Annotated in this window: 18 protein-coding genes and 1 tRNA gene; 9 read left to right on the top strand and 10 right to left on the bottom strand. The window is 71.0% G+C overall.

Annotated features, from left to right (window positions below):
• Positions 1-11 precede the first annotated feature (11 nt).
• Together CAP_RS10790 and CAP_RS10785 are read left to right on the top strand one after the other, a co-directional pair.
• Entirely contained in the window at positions 12-1292 is a 1281-nt protein-coding gene (locus tag CAP_RS10790) for a DUF58 domain-containing protein (protein WP_081864758.1), read from the top strand.
• The gene (locus tag CAP_RS10785; protein ID WP_044239473.1) at positions 1289-3457 is read left to right on the top strand and encodes a transglutaminase TgpA family protein; all 2169 of its coding nucleotides are present in this window, start codon (positions 1289-1291) and stop codon (positions 3455-3457) included. Before CAP_RS10790 ends, CAP_RS10785 begins: the two co-directional genes overlap by 4 nt.
• Positions 3458-3463: 6 nt before the next feature.
• Here CAP_RS10785 and CAP_RS10780 read toward each other — a convergent pair whose 3' ends face one another.
• Entirely contained in the window at positions 3464-5401 is a 1938-nt protein-coding gene (locus tag CAP_RS10780; protein WP_231511346.1) for a hypothetical protein, read from the bottom strand.
• 225 nt (positions 5402-5626) lie between these two features.
• On the opposite strand from CAP_RS10780, the gene aspS reads away from it, so the two are divergent.
• From aspS to CAP_RS10765, 3 genes are all read left to right on the top strand, one after another.
• The gene (aspS, locus tag CAP_RS10775; protein WP_044239470.1) at positions 5627-7555 is read left to right on the top strand and encodes an aspartate--tRNA ligase; all 1929 of its coding nucleotides are present in this window, start codon (positions 5627-5629) and stop codon (positions 7553-7555) included.
• A 4-nt stretch (positions 7556-7559) separates the two neighbouring features.
• Positions 7560-7985 carry a hypothetical protein gene (locus CAP_RS10770; RefSeq protein ID WP_044239467.1) on the top strand — a complete coding sequence of 142 codons (426 nt, stop codon included), beginning with the start codon at positions 7560-7562 and terminating at the stop codon, positions 7983-7985.
• 118 nt (positions 7986-8103) lie between these two features.
• Positions 8104-9486, top strand: coding sequence for a DUF4388 domain-containing protein (locus tag CAP_RS10765; RefSeq protein ID WP_044239465.1), 1383 nt, complete (start codon positions 8104-8106; stop codon positions 9484-9486).
• A 364-nt stretch (positions 9487-9850) separates the two neighbouring features.
• Here CAP_RS10765 and CAP_RS10760 read toward each other — a convergent pair.
• The 3 genes from CAP_RS10760 to exaC all read right to left on the bottom strand — a co-directional run bounded on the left by CAP_RS10760 (position 9851) and on the right by exaC (position 12030).
• Positions 9851-9937, bottom strand: a tRNA-Ser gene (locus tag CAP_RS10760).
• Between the two features lie 171 nt (positions 9938-10108).
• The gene (locus CAP_RS10755; protein WP_044239775.1) at positions 10109-10495 is read right to left on the bottom strand and encodes a DUF779 domain-containing protein; all 387 of its coding nucleotides are present in this window, start codon (positions 10493-10495) and stop codon (positions 10109-10111) included.
• Positions 10496-10509: 14 nt separating this feature from the next.
• Positions 10510-12030 (bottom strand): acetaldehyde dehydrogenase ExaC, encoded by a 1521-nt coding sequence (exaC, locus tag CAP_RS10750; protein WP_044239463.1) that lies wholly within the window; start codon positions 12028-12030, stop codon positions 10510-10512.
• 181 nt (positions 12031-12211) lie between these two features.
• Between exaC and CAP_RS10745 the strand changes: the two genes are divergently transcribed.
• The 4 genes from CAP_RS10745 to CAP_RS10730 all read left to right on the top strand — a co-directional run bounded on the left by CAP_RS10745 (position 12212) and on the right by CAP_RS10730 (position 15283).
• The gene (locus CAP_RS10745; RefSeq protein ID WP_044239460.1) at positions 12212-12856 is read left to right on the top strand and encodes a histidine phosphatase family protein; all 645 of its coding nucleotides are present in this window, start codon (positions 12212-12214) and stop codon (positions 12854-12856) included.
• Positions 12857-13041: 185 nt separating this feature from the next.
• On the top strand, positions 13042-13248 hold the full coding sequence (locus CAP_RS10740; RefSeq protein WP_044239458.1) for a hypothetical protein: 207 nt from the start codon (positions 13042-13044) through the stop codon (positions 13246-13248).
• A gap of 57 nt (positions 13249-13305) precedes the next feature.
• Positions 13306-13635 carry a GlsB/YeaQ/YmgE family stress response membrane protein gene (locus CAP_RS10735; protein ID WP_052374759.1) on the top strand — a complete coding sequence of 110 codons (330 nt, stop codon included), beginning with the start codon at positions 13306-13308 and terminating at the stop codon, positions 13633-13635.
• Between the two features lie 364 nt (positions 13636-13999).
• Positions 14000-15283 (top strand): hypothetical protein, encoded by a 1284-nt coding sequence (locus CAP_RS10730; protein ID WP_156040679.1) that lies wholly within the window; start codon positions 14000-14002, stop codon positions 15281-15283.
• A gap of 224 nt (positions 15284-15507) precedes the next feature.
• On the opposite strand, the gene CAP_RS10725 is transcribed toward CAP_RS10730, so the two are convergent.
• The 6 genes from CAP_RS10725 to CAP_RS10700 form a co-directional block, all read right to left on the bottom strand.
• Positions 15508-16746, bottom strand: a complete 1239-nt coding sequence (locus CAP_RS10725) for an NAD(P)/FAD-dependent oxidoreductase (protein ID WP_044239453.1) — start codon at positions 16744-16746, stop codon at positions 15508-15510.
• Positions 16743-18560, bottom strand: a complete 1818-nt coding sequence (locus CAP_RS10720; RefSeq protein WP_156040703.1) for an AMP-binding protein — start codon at positions 18558-18560, stop codon at positions 16743-16745. The genes CAP_RS10725 and CAP_RS10720 overlap by 4 nt, the downstream gene beginning before the upstream one ends.
• A gap of 104 nt (positions 18561-18664) precedes the next feature.
• Positions 18665-18916, bottom strand: coding sequence for an acyl carrier protein (locus CAP_RS10715; protein WP_044239450.1), 252 nt, complete (start codon positions 18914-18916; stop codon positions 18665-18667).
• Entirely contained in the window at positions 18909-19502 is a 594-nt protein-coding gene (locus tag CAP_RS10710) for an isoprenylcysteine carboxyl methyltransferase family protein (protein ID WP_044239769.1), read from the bottom strand. The genes CAP_RS10715 and CAP_RS10710 overlap by 8 nt, the downstream gene beginning before the upstream one ends.
• Positions 19499-20617, bottom strand: coding sequence for a type III polyketide synthase (locus CAP_RS10705; protein ID WP_044239449.1), 1119 nt, complete (start codon positions 20615-20617; stop codon positions 19499-19501). The genes CAP_RS10710 and CAP_RS10705 overlap by 4 nt, the downstream gene beginning before the upstream one ends.
• 198 nt (positions 20618-20815) lie before the next feature.
• Positions 20816-21202: a hypothetical protein gene (locus CAP_RS10700; protein WP_197041117.1), complete on the bottom strand. Its 387-nt coding sequence runs from the start codon at positions 21200-21202 to the stop codon at positions 20816-20818.
• Between the last annotated feature and the right edge of the window lie 312 nt (positions 21203-21514).

The raw sequence follows: 21514 nt of genomic DNA, 5'->3' as shown, positions 1-21514 counted from the left end.
GGAACTCGTCGATGGATGTAGAAGGGGGCGCTCAGGAAGGCGGCACGGGGAAGGCGCTCACGGCGACCTCGGCCCGCGGAGGACGTCAGGAGCCCCTCACCCGCACGCGCCCGGCCGAGGCGCGACGCCCACCCCCCGCTCCGCCGCGACACAGCCTCCCTGCCCGCCCCCCGCGCCCCCTCTGGGAGCGCTTCCTCCGCGCCCTTCGCCCCCCGCGCAAGCTGAAGTTCACCCGCGAGGGCAAGTACTACCTCGGCATCACGCTCGGCGTCGGGTTCGCCGCGATCAACACCGGCAACAACCTGCTCTACCTGCTCCTCGGCATGCTCCTGTCGCTCATCGTGGTCTCGGGCGTGATGAGCGATCTCTCCCTGCGGCACCTCACCGTGACGCGCCGCCTCCCCGCCCGCGCGCAGGTCGGGCGTCCGCACCTCGTCGAGATCGAGGTCTACAACCACAAGGGGCGCATCCCCTCCTACGCCATCGAGGTCGAAGACCTGCGCGCCGGACAGCCCGCCGACAAGCGCTGCTTCTTCCTCAAGATCAGCCCGGCCAGCGCCCAGGTCGCCGCGTACCGGCGCACCCCAGGCCGGCGCGGACGTGACCGCCACACCGGCTTCCGCATCGCCACCCGCTTCCCCTTCGGGCTGTTCGAGAAGTCGCGCGAGGTCGAGGCCGAGGGCGACCTCATCATCTATCCGGCCGTCGACACCGTCAGGCTCCCCACCGAGGACATGGGCCGCCGCGAGGGCGGCTCCAGCCTGAGCGGCCGCGGCGGCGGCGACGAGACGTACGGCCTCCGGCCCATGCGGGACGGCGACGATCCGCGCGACATCTACTGGAAGAAGAGCACCGTGAGCGACCAGCTCGTGCTCCGCGAGCGGGCGCGTGAGACGCGGCCCGACGTCCAGATCGTCATCGACAACGTGCGCCCCAAGGACGCCGGAGACTCTTTCGCGCCAGGCTTCGAGAAGCGCATCCGCGAGGTCGCCTCGCGCGCGGTCGCGCACATCAAGCGCGGCGACGGGGTGATGCTCGCCACCACGGGCGGTGAACGGGCGCGCGGCGACAAGTCGATCGGCTCCGACCCCATCCTCCGCTTCCTCGCCCTCCTCGAGCCTCTCGACGAGGGTCTCGCGCCCGACGCCCGTGGGATGCACGCCGCGCGTGTCTCGCACGCCGCGCACGCCGCGCACGCCGCGCACGCCGCGCACGCCAGCACCACACGCGCCCCCGCCGCATCCTCCGAGCACGCGAACGAGCCTCCTCGGACCACCCGGGGTGCCTCGTGAGGTTCGGCATCGTCCACCGGATCATGACCGACGCCCTCGCGGCGCTCGGGGTCATCGCGCTGGTGATGAGCGGCTCCTTCAACCGCTTCGTGAGCTGGGCCATCCTCATCGGCCTGGCCCTCGCGCTCATGGTCCGCGAGTCGTGGCAGCGGCACCCTGCCCTCCGCCACCTGGACACCGGCGCCCTGCTCTTCGTGGTCGCCGCGCAGATCGTCCGGGTGATCTTCACCGACGCCAGCGTGCTCGACGTCCTCGTCGAGTTCGCCGCCGCGCTCCAGGTCATCCGCCTCGCCACCCGCAAGGGCGCCGCCCACGACCAGCAGGTGATCGTGCTGGCGCTGCTCCACCTCATCGCCGGCACCGTGCTCGGCGGCGGCCTCGGTTACGGCCTCTGCTTCCTCGGCGTGCTCATCGTCGCGCCGGGCGCGCTGGTCCTGAGCCACCTCCGCCGCGAGGTCGAGGGCAACTACCGCCAGGGCGCGCGCGACCGCACCGGCCTGCCCGTCGACGTCCCGCGCATCCTGCGCTCACGCCGCGTGGTCGGCCGCTCCTTCATCGCGGTCACCTGCCTCCTCTCGATCCCCATCTTCGCCTTCACGGCCGTCCTCTTCGCGATCTTCCCCCGCGTCGGCCTGTCCCTGCTCCTGCTCAACCGCGGCAACACCCCGCGGATGATCGGCTTCTCCGGCAAGGTCGATCTCGGCGTGGTCGGCGTGCTCCGCAGTGACCCCAAGCTCGCCATGCGGGTCGAGGTCCCCGGCCTCCCCGAACCGCCCCCGCCCCGCGTCACCCTCCACCTCCGCGGCACCGCGCTCGACGCGTACGACGGCAGGAGCTGGTCCCAGAGCGAGGTCTTCAGGCGCCCCGCCGAGATCGACGCCGGCCTCGTCCCGCTGGAGCGCTACCCGGATCCCGCCACCGAGGCCTCCCTGCGCATCGATCTCGAACCCATCGATCCGCCGGTCATCTTCCTGCCGCCTCACGCGACGGGGCTGCGCATCAAGCCGCGCGCGCAGCCCGGCATGGAACCGGGGACCACCGCATTCCGCGGGCCCGAGGGGGAGTTCCGCTACCAGCCCATCGACGATCGCGGCCTCGTCTACGAGGTCTTCCTCTCGCGCCGCAAGACGGCCACCTTCCAGCGGCTCCCCTCCTCCGAGCGCCGACGCTACCTGCAGCTCCCGAAGGACATCCCCCCGCGCATCGCGGACCTGGCCCGGGACTGGGCCGGCTCGGCCGAGCAGCCCGCCGAGAAGGCGCGCGCCATCGAGGCCCGCCTCCGCTCGGACTACCGCTACGACCTCGCCTCTCCTTCGGGCAAGGACCCGCAACCCCTCGACCACTTCCTCTTCGAGTCGAAGCGCGGTCACTGCGAGTTCTACTCCACGGCGATGGCGGTCATGCTCCGCACGCTCGACGTCCCCACCCGCAACGTGACCGGCTTCGTCGGCGGCACCTGGAACCGCTTCGGCCGCTTCTACGCGGTCCGACAGGGCGACGCCCACTCCTGGGTGGAGGTCTTCCTCGACGGCGAGGGCTGGGTCACCTTCGACCCCACCCCGCCCGCCGACGCCGCCCCGAAGAGCGAAGTGCAAGGCGCGTGGGCCTACCTCCGGGACCTCATCGAGGCCACCAGCCAGCGCTGGGACCGTCACATCGTCGGCTACGATCGCACCCAGCAAGTGAGCCTGTTCCAGGCGCTCACCTCCCGTTACCGCCGCGGTGGAGGTGGCGCGACAGCGGGCTGGTCGCGCTCACCCGTGCTCCTCGTCGCTGGCGTCGCCTTCGCGGTGGCCGGAGCCGTGCTCTACTGGCGCTGGCGCAAGGGCCGCGGTGGACGGGGCTCCGAGGGGCCCTCCGATCAGCGCTCCCCGAGCGCCATCCTCGCGACCTCGCTCTACGAGTCCCTCGACGCCGCGATGAACGTCCAGGGGATCCCCCGGGCGCCGGGCATTCCCCCGCTCAGGCACGCGGAGCTGCTCCAGGCCCTGGATCATCCGCTCGCCGACGAGGTCGCCTCCCTCACCGCGATCTACCTCCGCGCCCGCTTCGGCGGCCAGCAGATCACCGAGCCTGAAGCCCGCATCTACGAGCAACGCGTGAAGGCCATCCGGGTCGCCGAGCTGAAGGATCCCCACGCCGCCGATCCCATCGCGGCGACCTGAAGCGCTTCAGCGGCGCCGGGCAGCCCCACGCCCGAGCACGGGTTTCCGGGCCACGCTCGCCTGCCGCACCCCGGTCAGGGCCAGCCGGATCGGCCCTCCGACCACGAACGGGTCCTGCGCCGTGAGCTGCCGCGTCGTGTCCAGGAACGTCTGCGCCACCAGCCGCTCGCCCAGCATGCCGATGACGCTCGAGTGGCCGCGCAGCGTCTCGGCGAGCACCGCCGATGTCGACGCATCGGGCATGGTCGCCTCGCTCAGCGCGGCCAGCGTCCGCCGCAGCGGCACCACGGACTCCGCGGCCGCCAGCTTCCGATCCGAGGGCCCCAGCGGCTCCGGCGCGAACTCCAGCCACAGCCCGTCGACCGACAGGTGGCTCAGGAGTCGCCGCGACCAGCGCCGATCGAGCTCCACGTGGAGCGGCCGCACATCGGCGAGCGTCGACAACCCGAGTTCACTCGGCTCCCCCGAGAGCGCAAAATCCCGCAGGAGCGGCTCCAGCGCGGGCTCTTGCAGGAGCAGGTTCAGCGCCACCCGCCCCCGGTTCAGGAGCGGCACCGGGATCACCACCACGTCCGGGCGCTCCCCCCGCGTCAGCCGCGCCGCCCACAGGCGCCACGCCACCGCGGGCGAGCGCACCAGGATCGCGGCGCGCGGCTCCAGGCTGCCGAGCGCCTCGTCGGCCCACACCTCCGCGGAGGTCTGCTCGCTCCGGTCCGCCGCGAACCCTGCCTCCTCGCTGGTCAGCGCCACGAGCGTCACGTGGAACATCACCACCAGCACCGCCGCGCTCTTCGCCAGCGGCACCCGCGCATGGAGCAGCGCCCGCGCCGCCTCCTGCACCCCCACCGCCGACCCTGCCGCGATCCCGGCCACCGCCAGCGAGCGCACCGCCGTGAGCGGGTCGGCCGAGAGCACCCCCGCCGCCCGCGCGGGCAGCAGCGAATCGAGCACGAGGAGCGCCAGGAACGGCGCGACCAGGTGCCGCGCCGGCGCCCGCGCCACCGCCAGCAGCGCACCCCCGACCGCGATCAGGAGCGACACCACGCCCACCTCGCGCACCCATGCCGAGAGCGCCCCCGTGTGCGCACTCGCCACGTCGAGCGCCGCCATCCGCTCCGTCGACAGCGCCCTGCCCAGATCGGCCCAGGCCCTCGGCGCCAGCGGCCGCAAGGCCAGCGGCGCCAGGAGCAGCACCGCGACCCCGATCGCCGCGAGCACCGCGCCCCTCAGGACCTTCGCCGAGGGCCACACTCCCTGCCGCCCTTCTCCCTGCCGCCCCGCCTTCTGCGGTCCGCCCCACAGCACCCCGGGCACCGCCGCGGACATCGCCAGCGCCGCGCCCAGCGCCGCGAGCCCTGCCATCGGGCTCTCCGCCACCGTCGCCCCGAGCAGCGCCCCCAGCGCGATCCACCACCGCGCGCGCTGTACGTCGGCGCGCCCCCGCCCCCGCGCGTCCATGGGCTCACGGGCGAGGCACCGCTGCGCGATCCGCACGACGCCGAGCGCCCCCGCCGTCGCGAGCATCGCGCCCCCGCCCACCGTGCCTTCGCGCTGCCACGTCGGCGACAGCGCAGCGGTCAGGGTGGCGATGGCCGCCAGCAACGACGAGAGGCGCGGGCTCGGCAAGGCCCCACCCGCGAGCCCCAGCCGCGACAGCCAGGACCCCGCGGGCGCCCGGTGTGCCGCCGCGAGCAGCAGGTCACGCACCATGCCGTAGAGCAGCCGCGCCGACACCCCCAGCGCCAGCGCCGATCCGAGGGCCGCGCGGAACGTCCGCGGGCCGAGCGGGACCAGCGCCAGCGCCTGGGTCACCGCGGTCGACAGCCCACCGCCCACGCCCACGGCGACGAGACCCAGGTCCCGCACCGCGGGCAGGTCGTCGCGCCACTGACCGGCCGACGCGGCGCGCACGAGCGCCAGCGCGAAGGGCAGGACCGTGGCCACACCGCACAGCGTCCGATCGACCCAGCACCGCCTCGACTCCAGATGCACCCTGCCGGGCATGCCAGACCCTGCCCCCCCCGGCCAACTTTGCGGCGTACGTGCGCGGCGTACGACGGAGGGCCGCAGGTCCGCTCGACCGGCGCCCAGCGGCGCAGGTAAAGATCCCAGCCTGCGGCGCTTGAGCTACATTCGGCGCCCCTTTCAACTCACCTTTCGAGGTCACCCGTGTCCCGTTTCATCGACGAGCTCAAGAGGACGCACCGCTGCGGCGAGCTGCGCGCCTCGGACGAAGGCAAGGAGGTCATCCTCTTCGGCTGGGTCGCCAGCCGGCGCGATCATGGCGGCTGCGTCTTCATCGACATCCGCGATCGCGAGGGCATCGCCCAGCTCGTGTTCGACCCTGAGTACGCCAAGGCCGACGTCTGGGCCTCGCGCAAGGGCGCCACCGTGCAGAGCGGAGATCTCAGCCACGTCCTCGACGCCCACCACCTCGCCGAACAGGTGCGCGGCGAATGGGTGATCGGCATCCGCGGCGTCGTCGTCTCCCGCGGCCAGAACAAGAACCCCAAGATCCCGACCGGCGACGTGGAGATCATCGTCACCGAGGCCGCCGTCTTCAACCGCGCCGAGACCCCTCCCTTCGAGATCACCGACGAGATCGACACCCGCGAGGAGATCCGCCTCGCCTACCGCTACCTCGATCTCCGGCGCATCCCCCTGCAGCGCACCCTGCGGATGCGCCACGACATCAACCGCGTCACCCGGAACTACCTCTCCGATCAGGGGTGCCTCGAGCTCGAGACGCCCTTCCTCGTCAAGTACACCCCTGGCGGCGCCCGCAACTTCCTCGTCCCGGCCCGCCTCTCGCCGGGGAAGTTTTACGCCCTCGCGGAGAGCCCCCAGCTCTACAAGCAGCTCTTCATGGTCGCGGGCTTCGACCGCTACTTCCAGATCGTCAAATGCTTCCGCGACGAGGACCTGCGCCTCGACCGCCAGCCCGAGTTCACCCAGATCGACGTGGAGCTGTCGTTCGTGAACCAGGACGACGTCTTCTCGCTCATCGAGGGCCTCGTCTTCTCCATCTTCAAGGACGTCCTCAAGAAGGATCTCCGCGCGCTGTACCCCGAGGGCCGCTTCCCGCGTCTCCCCTTCAACGAGTCCATGGCCCGCTACGGCAACGACAAGCCCGACCTCCGCTTCGGCCTTGAGCACACCGACCTCACCGAGCTGGTCATCGAGCAAGCCGGCGGCGGGGTCTCCTTCTGGGCCGAGATCGCCGAGAAGTTCCGCTCGGGCCAGTACCGCCGCGAGGTCCCCGCCGAGATCGTCAAGGCCCTGGTCATCCCGGCAAGCGCCAACCTCTCGCGCCCCCAGCTTGAAGAGCTGGAGCGCGGCCTCAAGGAGATCAAGGGCTTCAAGGGCCTCGCCCGCGCCAAGGTCGCCGAGGACGGCACCTGGACCCAGTCCCCGCTCGCGAAGTCGATCACGCCCGAGGCGCGGCAGAAGATCAACGAGACCGTCGGCGCCAAGGCCGGCGACGTGATCTGCTTCCAGTTCGGCAAGACCGCCGTCGTGCACACGGTCATGGCCAAGCTCCGCGTCGACATCGCCAAGAGGACCGGCCTCATCCCCGAGTACGGCCACGGCGATCAGTGGCGCTTTCTCTGGGTCACGAACCCCCCCCTCTTCGAGTACGACGAGGACACCGGCCGCTGGGCCGCCGCGCACCACGCCTTCACCCGCCCCGTCGACGAGCACATCCCGCTGCTTGAGAGCGACCCCGCCCGCGTCGAGTGCTACCGCTACGACCTCGTGCTGAACGGCTTCGAGATCGGCGGCGGCTCCATCCGCCTCCACGACCCCGAGGTGCAGGCCCGCGTCTTCAAGACCCTGGGCATCGACGACAAGGACGCGCGCGAGAAGTTCGGCTTCCTCCTCGACGCCCTGAAGAGCGGCGCCCCGCCCCACGGCGGCATCGCCCTCGGCATGGACCGGACCGCCATGCTCCTCACCGGCGCCCCTACCCTGCGCGACGTGATCCCCTTCCCCAAGACCAACCAGGGGACGGATCAGCTCACCGGCGCCCCCGTGGTGGTCGACGCCTCGCAGCTCGCCGAGCTGCAGGTGAAGAGCACCTTCCAGCCCCCCGGCTGAGTCCATGCGGACCGCAGCACTCCCGCACCTCGCGCCCCGCGCGACGCGCAAGTCCCTTGCGTCCCTTGCGTCCCTTGCGTCCCTTGCGTCCCTCGCGTCGCTCCTGAAGGCCGCCGCGCTCTCCGTGAGCGCGGCCCTGGGCCTTCTCGCGTGCGACGAGCCCCTGCAACCCTACGCCTTCTACGCCCAGCGCTACGACCGCCTGGGGGACTGTCTGGGCCCCTCGGAGGTGGTCGACGTGCTCAACGGCCCCGAGCCCGAGCCCTGTGACACCCCGCGCTGCTGGCGCTCGGCCCTCGACGAGATCTTCGTCACCACCACCGCCTGCGTGGCCCCCCCCGACTTCGTGGACGAGACCGACGATCCCGCCAGCTCGGTCTGCGTGAGCGCCCTCCAGGCCCTGGACGACGGGGTGAGCTGCGACGGCTGAGGGCCGCTCCCGGCGACTTCCGGCGGTTTACGCGGCTTTACCCGGGTTTCCTCGGGTCTTTCACGGGGCTTTCTGGTTCCAGCCCGAGCACTTCTGGTAGGGTAGCTCCGTTTTTGGCATGGAGACCCAGGCGCGCGTCCTCGTTGTCGACGACAGCCCGACGATCCTGAAGGTCGTCAGCGCGATCCTCTCCCGCCACGGCTACGAGCCGTTCGTGGCGCGCGACGGGCTCGCCGGCATCGAGCAGATCAAGAAGGGTCCCAAGTTCGACCTCGTCCTGCTCGACTTCGTGATGCCCCGCATGAACGGCTACGCCTTCTGCCGGGAGCTGCGCTCGAACCCCGCCCACCGGAACCTGCCCGTGGTGCTGATGAGCGCCAAGGGCGACAAGATCCGCGGCCAGTTCGTGCAGCAGACCGGCGCGGTCGACGCCATCACCAAGCCCTTCGACGCCCGGGCCCTCGTGGCCGTCGTGGAAGGCGCCCTGAGCAAGACCGCCGAGGGCCGCGCGCGCCCCGTCCCCGAGGGCCAGGCGATGCCCGACGAGGACAGCATCGCCGAGAGCATCCGCCCGAGCATGATGCCCCGGCACATCAAGCAGCGCGCCGGCATCGAACTCGCCCAGCACCTGGCCACCGTCCTCGCGCCCGCGATCGTCGCCCTGCCGCCCGAGTCCCGCGACAACGAGGCCTCCCTCATGCAAGCCATCGCCGCCGCGATGACCCCCGGCGTCGTCGCGCAGCTCTCCGCGGCCATGCGCGACGTCGACCCCGGTCAGGACCTGAAAGAGGTGATGAGCGGCGACATGTCGGCCGTCCCGCTCGCCGAGGTGCTCCAGCTCCTGCAGCTCCAGCGGCAGAGCGGCGTGCTGCGGGTCTTCAACAGCAAGATGACGGTGACGATCTACGTGCGGCAGGGCCAGGTGGACTACGTGGCCTCCCGCGGGACGGCCGACGAGTTCAGGCTGGGCCGGTACTTCGTGGAGCGCGGGCTGGTGACGCGCGAGCAGCTCGACAGGGTGCTGCGGGAGCGTCCCCACGGCGCGCCCGTCGGTCAGGCGATCGTGGACGCGGGGCTCGCGAAGAAGGAAGACCTGACCGAGGCGCTGACGCGCCAGAGCAGTGAGCTCGTGTACGAGATGCTGCGGTGGCCCTACGGGCGCTTCACGTTCACGCGCGAGGACTTCAAGCCGGAAGCGGAGGCGGCGCGGCTCGGGCTCGGGATCTCGGCGCTCTTGCTGGAAGGGTTCAGGCGGGTCGACGAGTGGCGCCTGATGGAGGGGACGATCCTCTGGGACTCGGTGGTGATGATCGACCAGGTGGCCATGGAGAACCTCAAGTCCGAGAAGCTGACGCGCACCGAGGAGCTGGTGCTGGCGGCGGTGACTGGGTCGCGGACGGTGAGTGAGGTGATCAAGGAGAGCTCGGCGGCGTCGTTCGATGCCGTGAAGGTCATCTACCAGTTCCTGCAGGGTCGGGTGCTGCGGACGCGCATGGCTTGAGGGGCCCTCGGAGAGGGTGATGCGGAGCGAGGGGGGCATGGGGCCCCTCCGAACTCGCTGATGCTCTTCGCCCTCTGGGCGAAGAGCATCGCTCAGACAGCGGTATCCCCATGCCCCCCTCGCTCCGCATCACCCTCTCCGAGGGCCTGGCAAGGGCGGTTGAGGCGGTTGTCGTGGGGAAGGTGAGGGTTTCGTGCGGGCAGGGGGGCGGAGACGCGGGGGGCGTTGATCCTGCGGCGGGGCACGTCGGGGGGGGCGCGGCGGCAGCGTTCGCTGGAGCAGGATGAGCGGCGCGGGCAGGGGCTCGCGCGGTTGGGAGATGCTCGGGGGGGGCGCGGCAGGGGCTCGCGCGGTTGAATCTCGGCGGAGAGGGCGGGATTCGAACCCGCGGATCAGTTTCCCGATCGCACGCTTAGCAAGCGTGTGCCTTCAGCCACTCGGCCACCTCTCCAAGGTGCCCCGCAAGGGGAGCGGGAACATACATCAGGGGGTGGGGCGGTGCGCAAAAAGAAAATGCGATTCCAGCGGAGTTGAGAGGGAGGGCACGGCTTGCGGGGAAAGATGGGGCGGGCAGGGCGCGGAGGGCGAAACCTGCCCGGTTCAGGGGGCGAGAGAGGGCGGGTCAGGAGGTGCCGCGGGGAGGAGGGCCTTCGCGGTCCAGCGCTGCGATCTCGTCGTCGCTGAAGATGCGGGAGCGGGTCAGGAACCGCACGCCGCGAGGGGCTTCGACGGAGAAGCCGCTGCCACGGCCAGGGACCACGTCGATCTCGAGCTGGGTGTGCTTCCAGTAATCGAACTGGGCGGCGCCCATGTAAAAAGGGCAGCCCTCGATCTGGCCGAGGAGGACGTCCTGACCGCCCACGCGGAACTCCTTGAGCGGGTAGCACATCGGGGCGCTACCGTCGCAGCAGCCGCCGGACTGGTGAAACAGGAGGTCTCCGTGCTCGCCGCGCAGCTCCTCGATGAGCTTCGCGGCGGCCGGGGACACGAGAACGCGCGGGATGGGCATCGCGAGCACGCCTCTCAGAAGAAGCCCATCGGGTTCTGGTCGTAGCTGACCAGGAGGTTCTTGGTCTGCTGGTAGTGGCGCAGCATCATCGCGTGGTTCTCGCGGCCGATGCCGGACTGCTTGTAGCCGCCGAAGGCCGCGTGCGCGGGGTAGTGGTGGTAGCAGTTGGTCCACACCCGACCGGCCTGGATGGCGCGGCCGGCCCGGAATGCCTGCGTCCCGTCGCGGGTCCACACGCCGGCGCCGAGGCCGTAGAGCGTGTCGTTGGCGATGGAGATGGCGTCGTCGAAGTCCTTGAAGCTCGTCACGCTCACCACCGGGCCGAAGATCTCCTCCTGGAAGATGCGCATCTTGTTGTGGCCCTGGAAGACGGTGGGCTTGACGTAGAACCCGCCCGCGAGGTCGCCGGACATCTCCGCGCGCTCGCCACCCATCAACACCTTCGCGCCCTCCTGCCGGCCGATGGACAGGTAGCTCAGGATCTTCTCGAGCTGGTCCTGCGAGGCCTGCGCGCCCACGGTCGTGGCCGGGTCGAGGGGGTTGCCGTTCACGTGCTTCTTCGCGCGGTCCACGGCGCGCTCCACGAACTGACCGAAGATCTTCTCGGCGACCAGCGCGCGGGACGGGCAGGTGCAGACCTCGCCCTGGTTCAGCGCGAACATCCCGAAGCCCTCCAGCGCCTTCTGCAGGTAGGCGTCGTCCTTGTCGAGCACGTCCTCGAAGAAGATGTTCGGCGACTTGCCGCCGAGCTCCAGCGTCACCGGGATCAGGTTCTCGCTCGCATACTGCATGATCAGGCGACCCGTCGTGGTCTCGCCCGTGAACGCCACCTTCTGGATGCGCGGGTTCGACGCGAGCGGCTTGCCCGCCTCGACCCCGAAGCCGTTCACCACGTTGACGACGCCGGCGGGCAGGAGATCGCCGATGATCTCCATGAGCATCAGGATCGAGGCCGGGGTCTGCTCCGCGGGCTTGATCACCACCGCGTTCCCCGCCGCGAGCGCCGGGGCGAGCTTCCACGCCGCCATGAGGATCGGGAAGTTCCAGGGGATGATCTGGCCCACGACGCCGAGCGGCTCGTGGAAGTGGTAGGCGTAGGTGTTGGCGTCGATCTCGGAGACCGATCCCTCCTGCGCGCGGATGACGCCCGCGAAGTACCGGAAGTGATCCACCGTGAGCGGCAGGTCCGCCGCGAGCGTCTCGCGCACGGGCTTGCCGTTGTCCCAGGTCTCGGCGATCGCGAGCGTTTCGAGGTTCTGCTCGATGCGGTCGGCAATCTTGTTGAGGATGTTGGAGCGCTCGGTCGGCGACGTCTTGCCCCACGACCCCTTCGCCGCGTGCGCTGCGTCGAGCGCCTTCTCGATGTCCTCCGCGGTCGACCGCGGGATCTCACAGAAGGGCTTGCCGGTGACGGGGGTGATGTCCTCGAAGTACTGCCCCTTGGCCGGCTCCTTCCACTCCCCTCCGATGAAGTTGCCGTAGCGCGACTTGAACGAGACCTTGGCTCCAGAGCTATTCGGCGGGCTGTACACCATGTGTCGATCCTCCTCGATGCGCGATTGGGGCCCTAGCATCGCCGAACTCGCCGCAGGATCCACCGCTCGTTGGTGGAGACCATCCACATGACGCGGCCTGACGCGGCCTGACGCGACGCGACGTGAGCAGTTCCGTCACGAGGACCAGACAGGTACGCGCGCGTGCTAGCTAGACGACGCGATGGCCCCCACCAAGCTCCTCCTCATCCGCCACGGTCAAACCGACGACAACTGGCGCCGGGTCTATCAAGGCCATGCTGGACGCGGCCTCGACGCGCGAGGCCGCGAGCAGGCCTCCCTCCTCGCGGCGCGTCTCGCCCGCTCCTCCGTCCACCTCGACGCGCTCTACTGCTCCGACCTCGAACGCGCGCAGGAGACGGCCGCGATCCTCGGCGCCGCGCTCTCGCTCACGCCCGTGCCCGATCCCGAGCTGCGCGAGGTCCACCTCGGCGCCTGGCAGGGCCTCTCGTTCGCGGAGGTCGAGGCCCGCTTCCCCGAGGAGCACGCCGCCTGGCGCCGCGGCGAAGACATCCGCCGCGGTGGCGGCGAGACCTACGCCGAGCTTGGCGTGCGCCTCACCCGCGCCCTCACCCGCATCGCCGCGCGCCACGACGGCGGCACTGTGGCCATCGTCTCTCACGGCGCTGCCATCAAGACCTTCACGGCCCTCGCCCTCGGCATCGCCGTCGCGCAGACACGCGCCTTCCAGGTGCCGACCAACACCGGCGTGTGCCTCTTCGAGCGCACCGATCGCGACGCCTTCCGGCTGCTCGTGTGGAACGACGCCGCGCACCTCGGCGACCCGATCGCCCAGGCGCTCGCGTGAACAGCAGCATCTCGGCGTTCGAGCGAGGTCACGGGGGTAGCGACCATCGGGAGCGTGGGGAGCACATCAGCCTCGTCCTTGCGCCCGGGACGCGAGGCCGGAGGTAACGTCCCCACCTGCGGAGGGAGCCTGTACACCCTCTGCTCACCCCACGCTGGCATGCGGCTTGTACAGCAAGCGCCTCCATGAAGCTGATTGCGTGCATCGCGCTCATGGCCCCTCTCGCTCTGATCACCGGCTGCCACTCGCAGGAGAAGGCAAAGACGCCCGACGCTGTCGAGAGCGACCTGGAGAAGGCCGGCGACAAGGTCGAAGAAGGCGTGGAGAAAGCCGGCGAGAAGATCGAAGAGGCTGGCGACAAGGTCGAGGAAGGCACAAAGAACGAGGAGTAACCGCGCCGGGCGGACCTCTGCAGCGCCACGCCCGGCCCATCACGAAAGGAGCGAACCATGCATGCTCTCGTCGTGGGCGCAGCCCTCCTGGCCATCGCCGCCGTGGGACTGTGGCTGACCTTCGGCCTCCTCGGCCTCCTCGTCACGCTGGCCGTGGCGGGTGCCGTGGGCTGGCTGGCCGACCGCCTCGTGCCCGGCGAGCTTCCCTACGGCTGGCTCGGCGCCATCGGCGCTGGCCTGCTCGGGAGCTGGCTGGGCAGCACGCTGATGGGCCGCATCGGACCGAACATCGCCGGCATCCCGCTGGTCTCGGCCCTGATCGGCGCCGTCATCCTGGCCTTCGGCATCGAGCTGTTCCAGAAGCGCCGGTCGCGCCAGGAGGGCTGAGGGCTGAGGGCTGAGGGCTGAGGGCTGAGGGCTGAGCCATCCGGACGATGCCCGCTCGTGCGCAGGCTGTCGAAGACGTCTTGAGTGGCTGTAGCTTGGTTACCGGCGCCACCACCGCCTGTGCCTTGACTGTCCTGTAGAGGTTGTTTGCGTACTCCACAGGACGCGCCTCGTGGCGGTCCGAAAACTCGCAAGGCCGGCCTGTGGGTCGCTTCGGCTTCCCGCTCGTGCGGCCTTTATTCTTTACAGCCGACGGGTGTGCATGGGGGCTGAGCGGGTGACCTCCGAAAGAGCAGCCAGACTGTTCTTCGCTCGGTGGCTGGAGGCCCTCACCACGACCTATCCCGCACATCGTGCCAGGACCGTGAGCGTCGGTGTTGCGCTTGATGAAGTGCTGGCGCTCGCTGACAGCTTCGTCCGCTCAGGAGGCGTGACGAGAGCAACCGCCGACCCCACGGAGAGCGGCCACGGGGTGGCGATGCTCCCCGATGTGGCGAGCGAGGCAGTCACCGTCCTGCGGGACGATCCACTCCTCAAGAGACCTTTCGGAGTTCGCACCAGGGTCCTCACAGAGCTGGTCGAGCGGCTCAAAGCCAAAGACAACGTCACCGCGGTGCTCGTTGAGCAGCTCCGCGCGATCGTGGCGTCACTGCGGGATCGCTATCTGGAAGAGGGCTTCGCGGAGGCCGAACGACTCATCAACGACGAGCCGAAGCGGCAAGGAGACATCGAGAAGCTCGCAGGCGCGCTTGTCTCCGAGCTTCGATACCAGGGGTGGAGCGACGAGGGATTGCGCGATGTCGCCCGAGAGGTTTGTCCGCAGGCGGCAAGCAGAGCGGACGCCCTCCAGCGCCTGAGGCTTCGCGTCCTCGTGAAGCCTCGTGAGTTCACGTGCTTTGTCTCCGTGGAGCTGCAGGGGCAGCGGCTGCCTTTCCCCGAGGAACAGGGGCTCTCGCTCGTCGATGCGTTGCCCCAGGGGAAACGGGAGGGTCGCCCAATGAAGGACGGCACCTACCTGAAGGTGAACATTCACGCTGTGGATCCAGCCGCAGCGGCAGCGCTCGCGCACAGGCGCGTGCTGTCAACGCTCGGCGCAGCGACGATCTTTTTGCCGGGTACCGGGATCCAGGTCGCGAGCGAACTCGTCGCCGTCCATACCGATCCAGGAGTACTTCACACGTTCGAGGTGCAGGAGCGCCTCCCTGAAGAGAAGCGGCGTGCATCTTCCGAACAGATCTCGAAGATCCTCTCTGCTTCATGGCGGGCGAGCGCTGCTCCATCGGCCGACCCCCTGCACGACGCGATCAGGCTGCGTCACCGAGCCATGATGGCTGTAGACCCTGAGAGTCGCCTCCTGCTGCTCTGGACCGGCCTCGAACGGCTCACCGCAGGAACTCGGGGCTATGGTGTTGCGCTATCCGCCGCGCGTGAGCTCACATCGTGTGGCGGTGCCATGGCCTCTGGAAGGATCTCGGAGAGGGAGATGGGTCGAAGCGCGGCGCTGCTTTGGCCGAGTACTACGAACGATCTCAGGAGCGCGTTTCCTGGCAGATCGCCCGAATCTACCGCGCCAGAAACCGCATCGCCCACATCGGCGTCGGGCCCGAGCGCATGCGTGACCTGGCCTGGCATGCGCATTTCTACCTGACCCAGGTCGTCGCAATCTGCGTCCACTACAGCGACGCGGTGACACGCGCGCACACGACGTTCTGCTCCGTCGGGCAGGGCAATACGATGTGCTCCTCAAGCTTCTCAAGGAAGGTGTTCCTGTCGCCCTCGCCCCCGAGACGCTTTTGCAGCCCTCACGTCTCTTCCGGGAGTGACAGAAGCGACGTCCTTTGTTCTTTATGAACCACCAATGACGCGATGCCGTCAGGACACCGTGTGCTTGAGGACGAGGTCGAAGGCGCGGGGGTTCCTGCCGAGCCAGCGCACCACCGGGCGCCGGAGCCAGGGGCGCGCGGCGAGCTGCAGGAGCCCGTGCGTCACCAGCGCGTACTTGCGGAAGATGCGCTGGAAGGCCTCTTCGTAGGGCCACAGGGACGCGCGCGTCGCGCCGCGGGCCAGTGCGTCGGGCAGGACCTCGCCGAGCGCCTCGGCGGAGCGCAGCGCGAGGGAGAGCCCCTCGCCCGTCACGGCATCGACGTAGCCTGCCGCGTCACCCACCAGCACCAGCCTGTCGGCGACGCGCGCGCGCGCCACCCGCGCGAACGGCCCCGCCCCGCGTTGACGGGACACGGGCATCGCTCCCGCGAGCCGCTCCACGAGCTGCGGAAACCGCGCGAGCTGACCCTCGAACGCCGTCCCTCCCTCGACCTCGCCTCCGGCGCCGCTTCCCGGTTTCTGGACCTCCGCGCCACCCGCGCCACCCGCACCTCGCGCCTCACCCGCGCCACCCGCACCTCGCGCCTCACCCGCGCCACCCGCACCTCGCGCCTCACCCGCACCACCCGCGCCGCGCGCACCACGCCAGAGCACCGCCACCCCCACCTGCTCCGTACCCACCGGCGTCACGTAGGCCTCGGCCCCGTCGGTGAGGTGCACCTCCACGAACGACGACCAGGGCGCGAGCGCGTAGTGCCGCCGGATCCCGAAGCGCGGCGCGCCCGACGCCTCGCCTTCTAGCCCCTCCAGCCGGCGCAACCGCGAGGCGAGTCCGTCGGCGGCCACGAGGAGCCGCGCCTCCACCGGACCTCCCTTCGTGTCCAGCTCCACCCCCTGCGACGTCCGCCGGTGGGTCAGCAAGGCGCACTCCTCGCGCAGCTCGGCGCCGAGATCTCGGGCCCGCTGGGCAAGCGCCTCCGCCAGCGCGGTGCGGCGAATGCCGAGCCCCCCGGGCGCTGGCAGCTTCCCCTCCGCGCGCGACCCATCCTCCTGCACGTAGCGGATCCCCTCGATCGGCGTGCACGCTCGGCGATCGAGGAGCGGGAGCACCCCGGCGCGCTCCAGCGCCCCGAGGCCCGGCGGGAGCACGCCCTCTCCGCACGCCTTGTCGACCGGCAGCGTCCCTCGCTCCAGCACCACGGCGCGCAGACCCCGCGAGGCTGCCGCGATCGCCACCGCGAGCCCCGCCGGCCCCCCGCCGACGATGGCCACGTCGCAGCGGCTCACGGCCTCCGTCCCGCGCGTGCCAGCGCGAATGCCCCGCGCGCGGCGGCGAGCGCGAGCCGCAAGGGACCCGTGGGCGCGGGCGCGCCCAGCTCCCCGGCGACGTAACGGCGCAGCGCCTCACCCCGCCGCAACTTCCCGCTGCTCGTCCGCGGCAGCGCGCCTGGCGGCAGGAGCGCCACCGTGTGGGGACGCACCCCCGTCACCTCTGCCACGGCAGCGCGCACCCGCGCCTCCAGCGCCGCGTCCTCGTCGACATCCCCCCGCACATCCCCCCGCACATCCCCCCGAGCATCCCCCCGCACATCCCCCCGCGCATCCCCTCGCGCATCCCCCCGCGCGCCTGCTGGAGACTGCGCCCGGGCGCGCTCCACGAGGAGCAAGAGCACCTCCTCTCCGCCTCCGGGCGGCGTGAAGCCGGCCGCCACGGCGCAGCCTGCGCGCACCCCTTCCACCTCGACGAGGCACTCCTCGAACTCCTGGGGCGCATGGTTCGCCCCGCGGATGATCACCACGTCCTTCGCGCGGCCGGTGACGTGCAGCGCCCCGCCAGCGAGGAAGCCCAGGTCCCCGGTGTCGAGCCAGCCCTCGGCGTCGAGCGCCCGCGCGGTCGCCTCGGGCGCGCGGTAGTACCCCGTCATCACCGACGGACCACGCGCGTGCACCCGCCCCACCTGGTACTCGTCGAGCAGGCGCCCCTCCTCGTCGCGCACCTCCACTTCGAGCCCCGGGACGGGCCCACCGAGCGAGGCGATCTCGTGCCCGCCAGGCACCACCCTCCCCTCGGCTGCGAGCACCTGCGCGTCCACCGCGGTGCTCCGCACGCCCCCGCCCGCGGGCGAGAAGGTGACCGCCAGCGACGCCTCGGCGAGCCCGTACACCGGCCTCAGGGCCTCTTTCCGGAACCCCCACCGCGCGAACCGCTCGGCGAACCCCCGCAGCGCGGCGAGCGACACCGGCTCGGCGCCGCACAGCGCGTGCTCCCAGAACGACAGGTCCACGCCAGCGAGGTCCTCGTCGCGCACCCGCTTCAGGCACAGGCTGTACGCGAAGCTCGGCGCGGGAGAGATCACCCCGCGGTGCCGTGACAGCGCGCGCAGCCAGAGCACAGGGCGGGCGAGGAAGACCTCGGGCGGGATCAGCACCAGCGAGCCCGGGTAGTAGAGCGCCGAGAGCAAACAGCCGATGAGCCCCATGTCGTGGTAGAGCGGCAGCCACGAGACGCCGACCCGCCCCTCGCCCGGAGGCAGCGGCATCTCCCCGAGCAAGGCCGTGAGCTGAGCGGCGATCTGCCGGTGCCGCAGCGCGACCGGCTTGGGGTCGACCGTGGACCCGGAGGAGAACTGGATGAGCGCCAGCGCCTCCGGGTCGTGCGGCACCTCGGCCTCCTCGGTCACCCGCGTCAGGTCGTCCACCGCGACGCAGCCGAGCGGCGGCCGGGCCTCGGCGATCGCGGGGCCGAGGAGCAGCCGCAAGCGCCCCTCCGAGATCACCACCGACGCCTCCGCCGCCGCGAGCATGCGCGCCGTCGCGCGGAGGTGCTCGTCGAGGCGCCCGAGCCGCACCGGCGGGTAGAGCGGCACCGGCGTCGCGCCCGCGAGCAGGGCCCCGAAGAAGGCATCCATGAAGCCGATGCCGGTGGGCAGCACGATGGCCACCCGGTCCCCCGCCGCAACGCCGAGGCGCCCGAGCGCCGCAGCCGCCCGCCGAGCGCGGTGCCTCACCTCCGAGAAGGGGTACACCTGCTCCCGCTCCGAGGCGTCCACGAAGACGAGGCGCTCGGTCGAGCACGCCGCCGCCGCGAGCGCGTCGCCCACAGTGCGGAACGGCACCTCCGCGAGCTTCGCCCCCGCAAGCGACGCAGGCCGCGCGGCGTCGCCTGGACCCGTGCGGTGCGCCTCCCCTCCCCCGCTGGGCGGCGTCACGGCGCCGCCTGTGCCCGCGCCGCCACGAGGCGGGCGAGATCCGCGACGGTGGCCACCTCGATGGCGTCCGCCGCATCGAGGCGCACGCGGAAGTGGTTCTCCAGCTCCACCATGAGGACCGTGACCTCCATGCTGTCGAGGGCGAGGTCGCGCAGGTGCTGCCCTGCCTCGACCGGCGCCTCCCGCTCCAGCTCCCCCGCGAACACCTTGCGGATGACCTCGAAGGCCTCCGTCTCCCGCTCATCCACGGCGCACCTCCGGAACGAACCTCGGCCGCTCCGCGAACGCGTCGGCCCACCCCTGCCCGAGCGCTGCCTCCTCGGCGCGGATGCGCACGAGCAAGAGCAGCGCGTTGCCCAGCGAGAACACGAGGGCCGTCACCCAGGCGCCATGCACCAGCGGCACCACGGCCATCTCCGAGATCACCGCCACGTAGTTCGGGTGGCGCAGCACGCGGTACGGCCCCCCGGTCACCGGCGGCAAGCCCGGCACCACGATGACCCGGGTGTTCCAGCGCGGCCCGAGCGTGGCGATCGCCCAGTAGCGCAGCCCCTGCGCGGCCAGCGCGAGCCCGAGCGCGGCCCAGCCGAGCGCCCCCGGGAACGCCCTGTCGAGGAGCAGCACCTCGGCCACGCACGCGCCGAGGAAGAGGGTGTGCAGCGCGGCCATGGTCGGGTAGTGCCCCCGCCCCACCTCCACGCCCCCGCGCGCGAACGCCCAGGCGGCGTTGCGGCGCGAGAGGGCCAGCTCCGCCAGCCGCTCGACGCCGAGCAGGCCGATGAAGCCCGCGTAGAGCGCCTGCGAGAGCGCCTGCGAGAGCGCCTGCGACGTCACCACTGGAGCAGCACCATCTCCGAGCAGAAGCCGGGCCCCATGGCCATCATGAACCCGTGGTCTCCGGGCTTCGCCTCGTCCGCGTCGAGGGTGTCTCCGAGGACGAAGAGCACCGACGCCGAGGACAGGTTGCCGTGCTCCCTGAGCGAGTTCCACGAGCGCCGGAGCGCGTCCGGCCCGAGCTCCAGCGACTCCTCCATGGCGGTGAGCACCTTGGGCCCGCCGGTGTGCGCGACCCACCAGCGCACGTCGTCGCGGCGGAGGTCGTGGCTCGCGAGAAAAGCATCCACGTCCCCGCGCGCGCGGGACTTCACCAGGTCCGGCACCTTGGCGGAAAGCACCACCTTGAAGCCCGAGTCCATCACGTCCCAGCCCATGATGCGCTCGGTGTCCGGGTAGAAGACCGAACGCGTGTCGAGCACCCGGGGCCCCCGCCGCGCAGCGACGCCGTCCCGCGCCACCGCCCGCGCCGCCCGCCGACTGCCTTCCATCACCAGCGCCGCGGCGCCGTCACCAAAGAGCGCAGAGGCGATGATGTTGGGGACCGAGAGGTCCTCGCGCTGCAGTGTCAGCGAGCAAAGCTCGACCGAGACGAGCACCGCCACGTGGTCCGGGTACCCCCGCAGGTAATCGGCCGCGCGCGCCGTGCCTGCCGCGCCCGCCACGCAGCCGAGCCCGAAGATGGGCGTACGCCGCACATCCGGGCGCAAGCCCAGGCGGTTGACGAGGCGGGCGTCGATGCTCGGCGTGGCAATGCCGGTGACGGTGACGAAGAAGATGTGATCGACGTCGCGCGGCTCAAGCCCCGCCCGCGCCAGCGCGCCCCGCACGGCTTCCTCGGCGAGGTCGACCGCGACGCGGATCCAGGCGTCGTTCCGCTGCTGGAACCGTTCGAGCGCGGGGTAGTCCGCGAGGGGCAGTGCGAGGTTCCGCCCCGACACCAGCACCGCGCGGTGCAGATCGTCGAGCCGCTCCAGGTTGAAGTGGCGCGTCGCCCACAGGTCGCGCAGCGCGCCCAGGATCTCTTCCTGCGAGGCGTAGTGGGCGGGGAGCCGCCGCTCGACGGCGCGAAGTATGGGAGCCGTATCCGTGTCGTCGCCGTCTCGAACGCGCATGCAGTTGGATGCCCTCCGTCCCCGTGCCTCTGGCGCACCATACAGCACGAGCCTCGCGCACTTTGTGAACTTCCGCGCCCGGAGGGGGCCTCCAGGGGAGCTCCCAGGTGCACAGTAAGGCACGCGCTGAAGCGCTGTAGAGGTGGCCCTGTAGGACTAAGGCATCACCGGGCACCGCTTCGCGACTCCCGCACGTGCTCAGTACGTGAGGCAGCCGCAACCGCAGTCGTCGAAGAAGGGCTCACTGCCCTCGGCGCACACGAAGAGCGCCGCCTGGCACTGCAGAGGATCGCGCAGGACGTAGGTCTTGCTCTCGTCGTCCTCGGCGCAGCTATCCTCGGTCAGGCTGTCCGTCGTGTCATCCGTGTCGCTCTCGGGCACGACGCAGATGCCGCCGCAGTCCGATCCAGTCCGCGGATCGCAGAGGTCGTTGGGATTATCCACACAGACCTGCCCCTCGGGACACTGGATGTTCCCGATGCCGCCGCAGGGCTGGCCCTCTTCAAGCGCGGCGCCAGGCTCGCCGAGTTCTTCCTCGCCCTCGGCAGCGCCTCCGCAAGCCGCCACCGACAAGGCAGCGCTCACAGCCATCACACTCCACAGACTCACTTGATTCCAGCGCATAACGTCCTCCCCTGGGCGCCACGAAAAAGGCTGCCCGTTCGTAATGACGTGCTGCCCTGGAGGAGCAGGAGTCGTGCCGGCGGAGAGGCGGCTCTTCATGCAAAATCTGCCAGGCGCTGGAGTTCTCCCTGCCGGGACGTCGTGCCTGGAAGCAGCGAGCATGCTGGGCCAACGCTGCGCACGCCGGCGCACGGATGAGTTCGCGGGTGAGCGCGCGGGGGCGCGGGGGCGCGGGGGCGCGGGGGCGCGGGGGCGCGGCTACGGGCGCGGCGA

Origin of the sequence: Chondromyces apiculatus DSM 436 (assembly GCF_000601485.1) — a bacterium.
Classification (GTDB): domain Bacteria; phylum Myxococcota_A; class Polyangia; order Polyangiales; family Polyangiaceae; genus Chondromyces; species Chondromyces apiculatus.
This window is presented reverse-complemented; position numbering and strand designations above follow the sequence as displayed.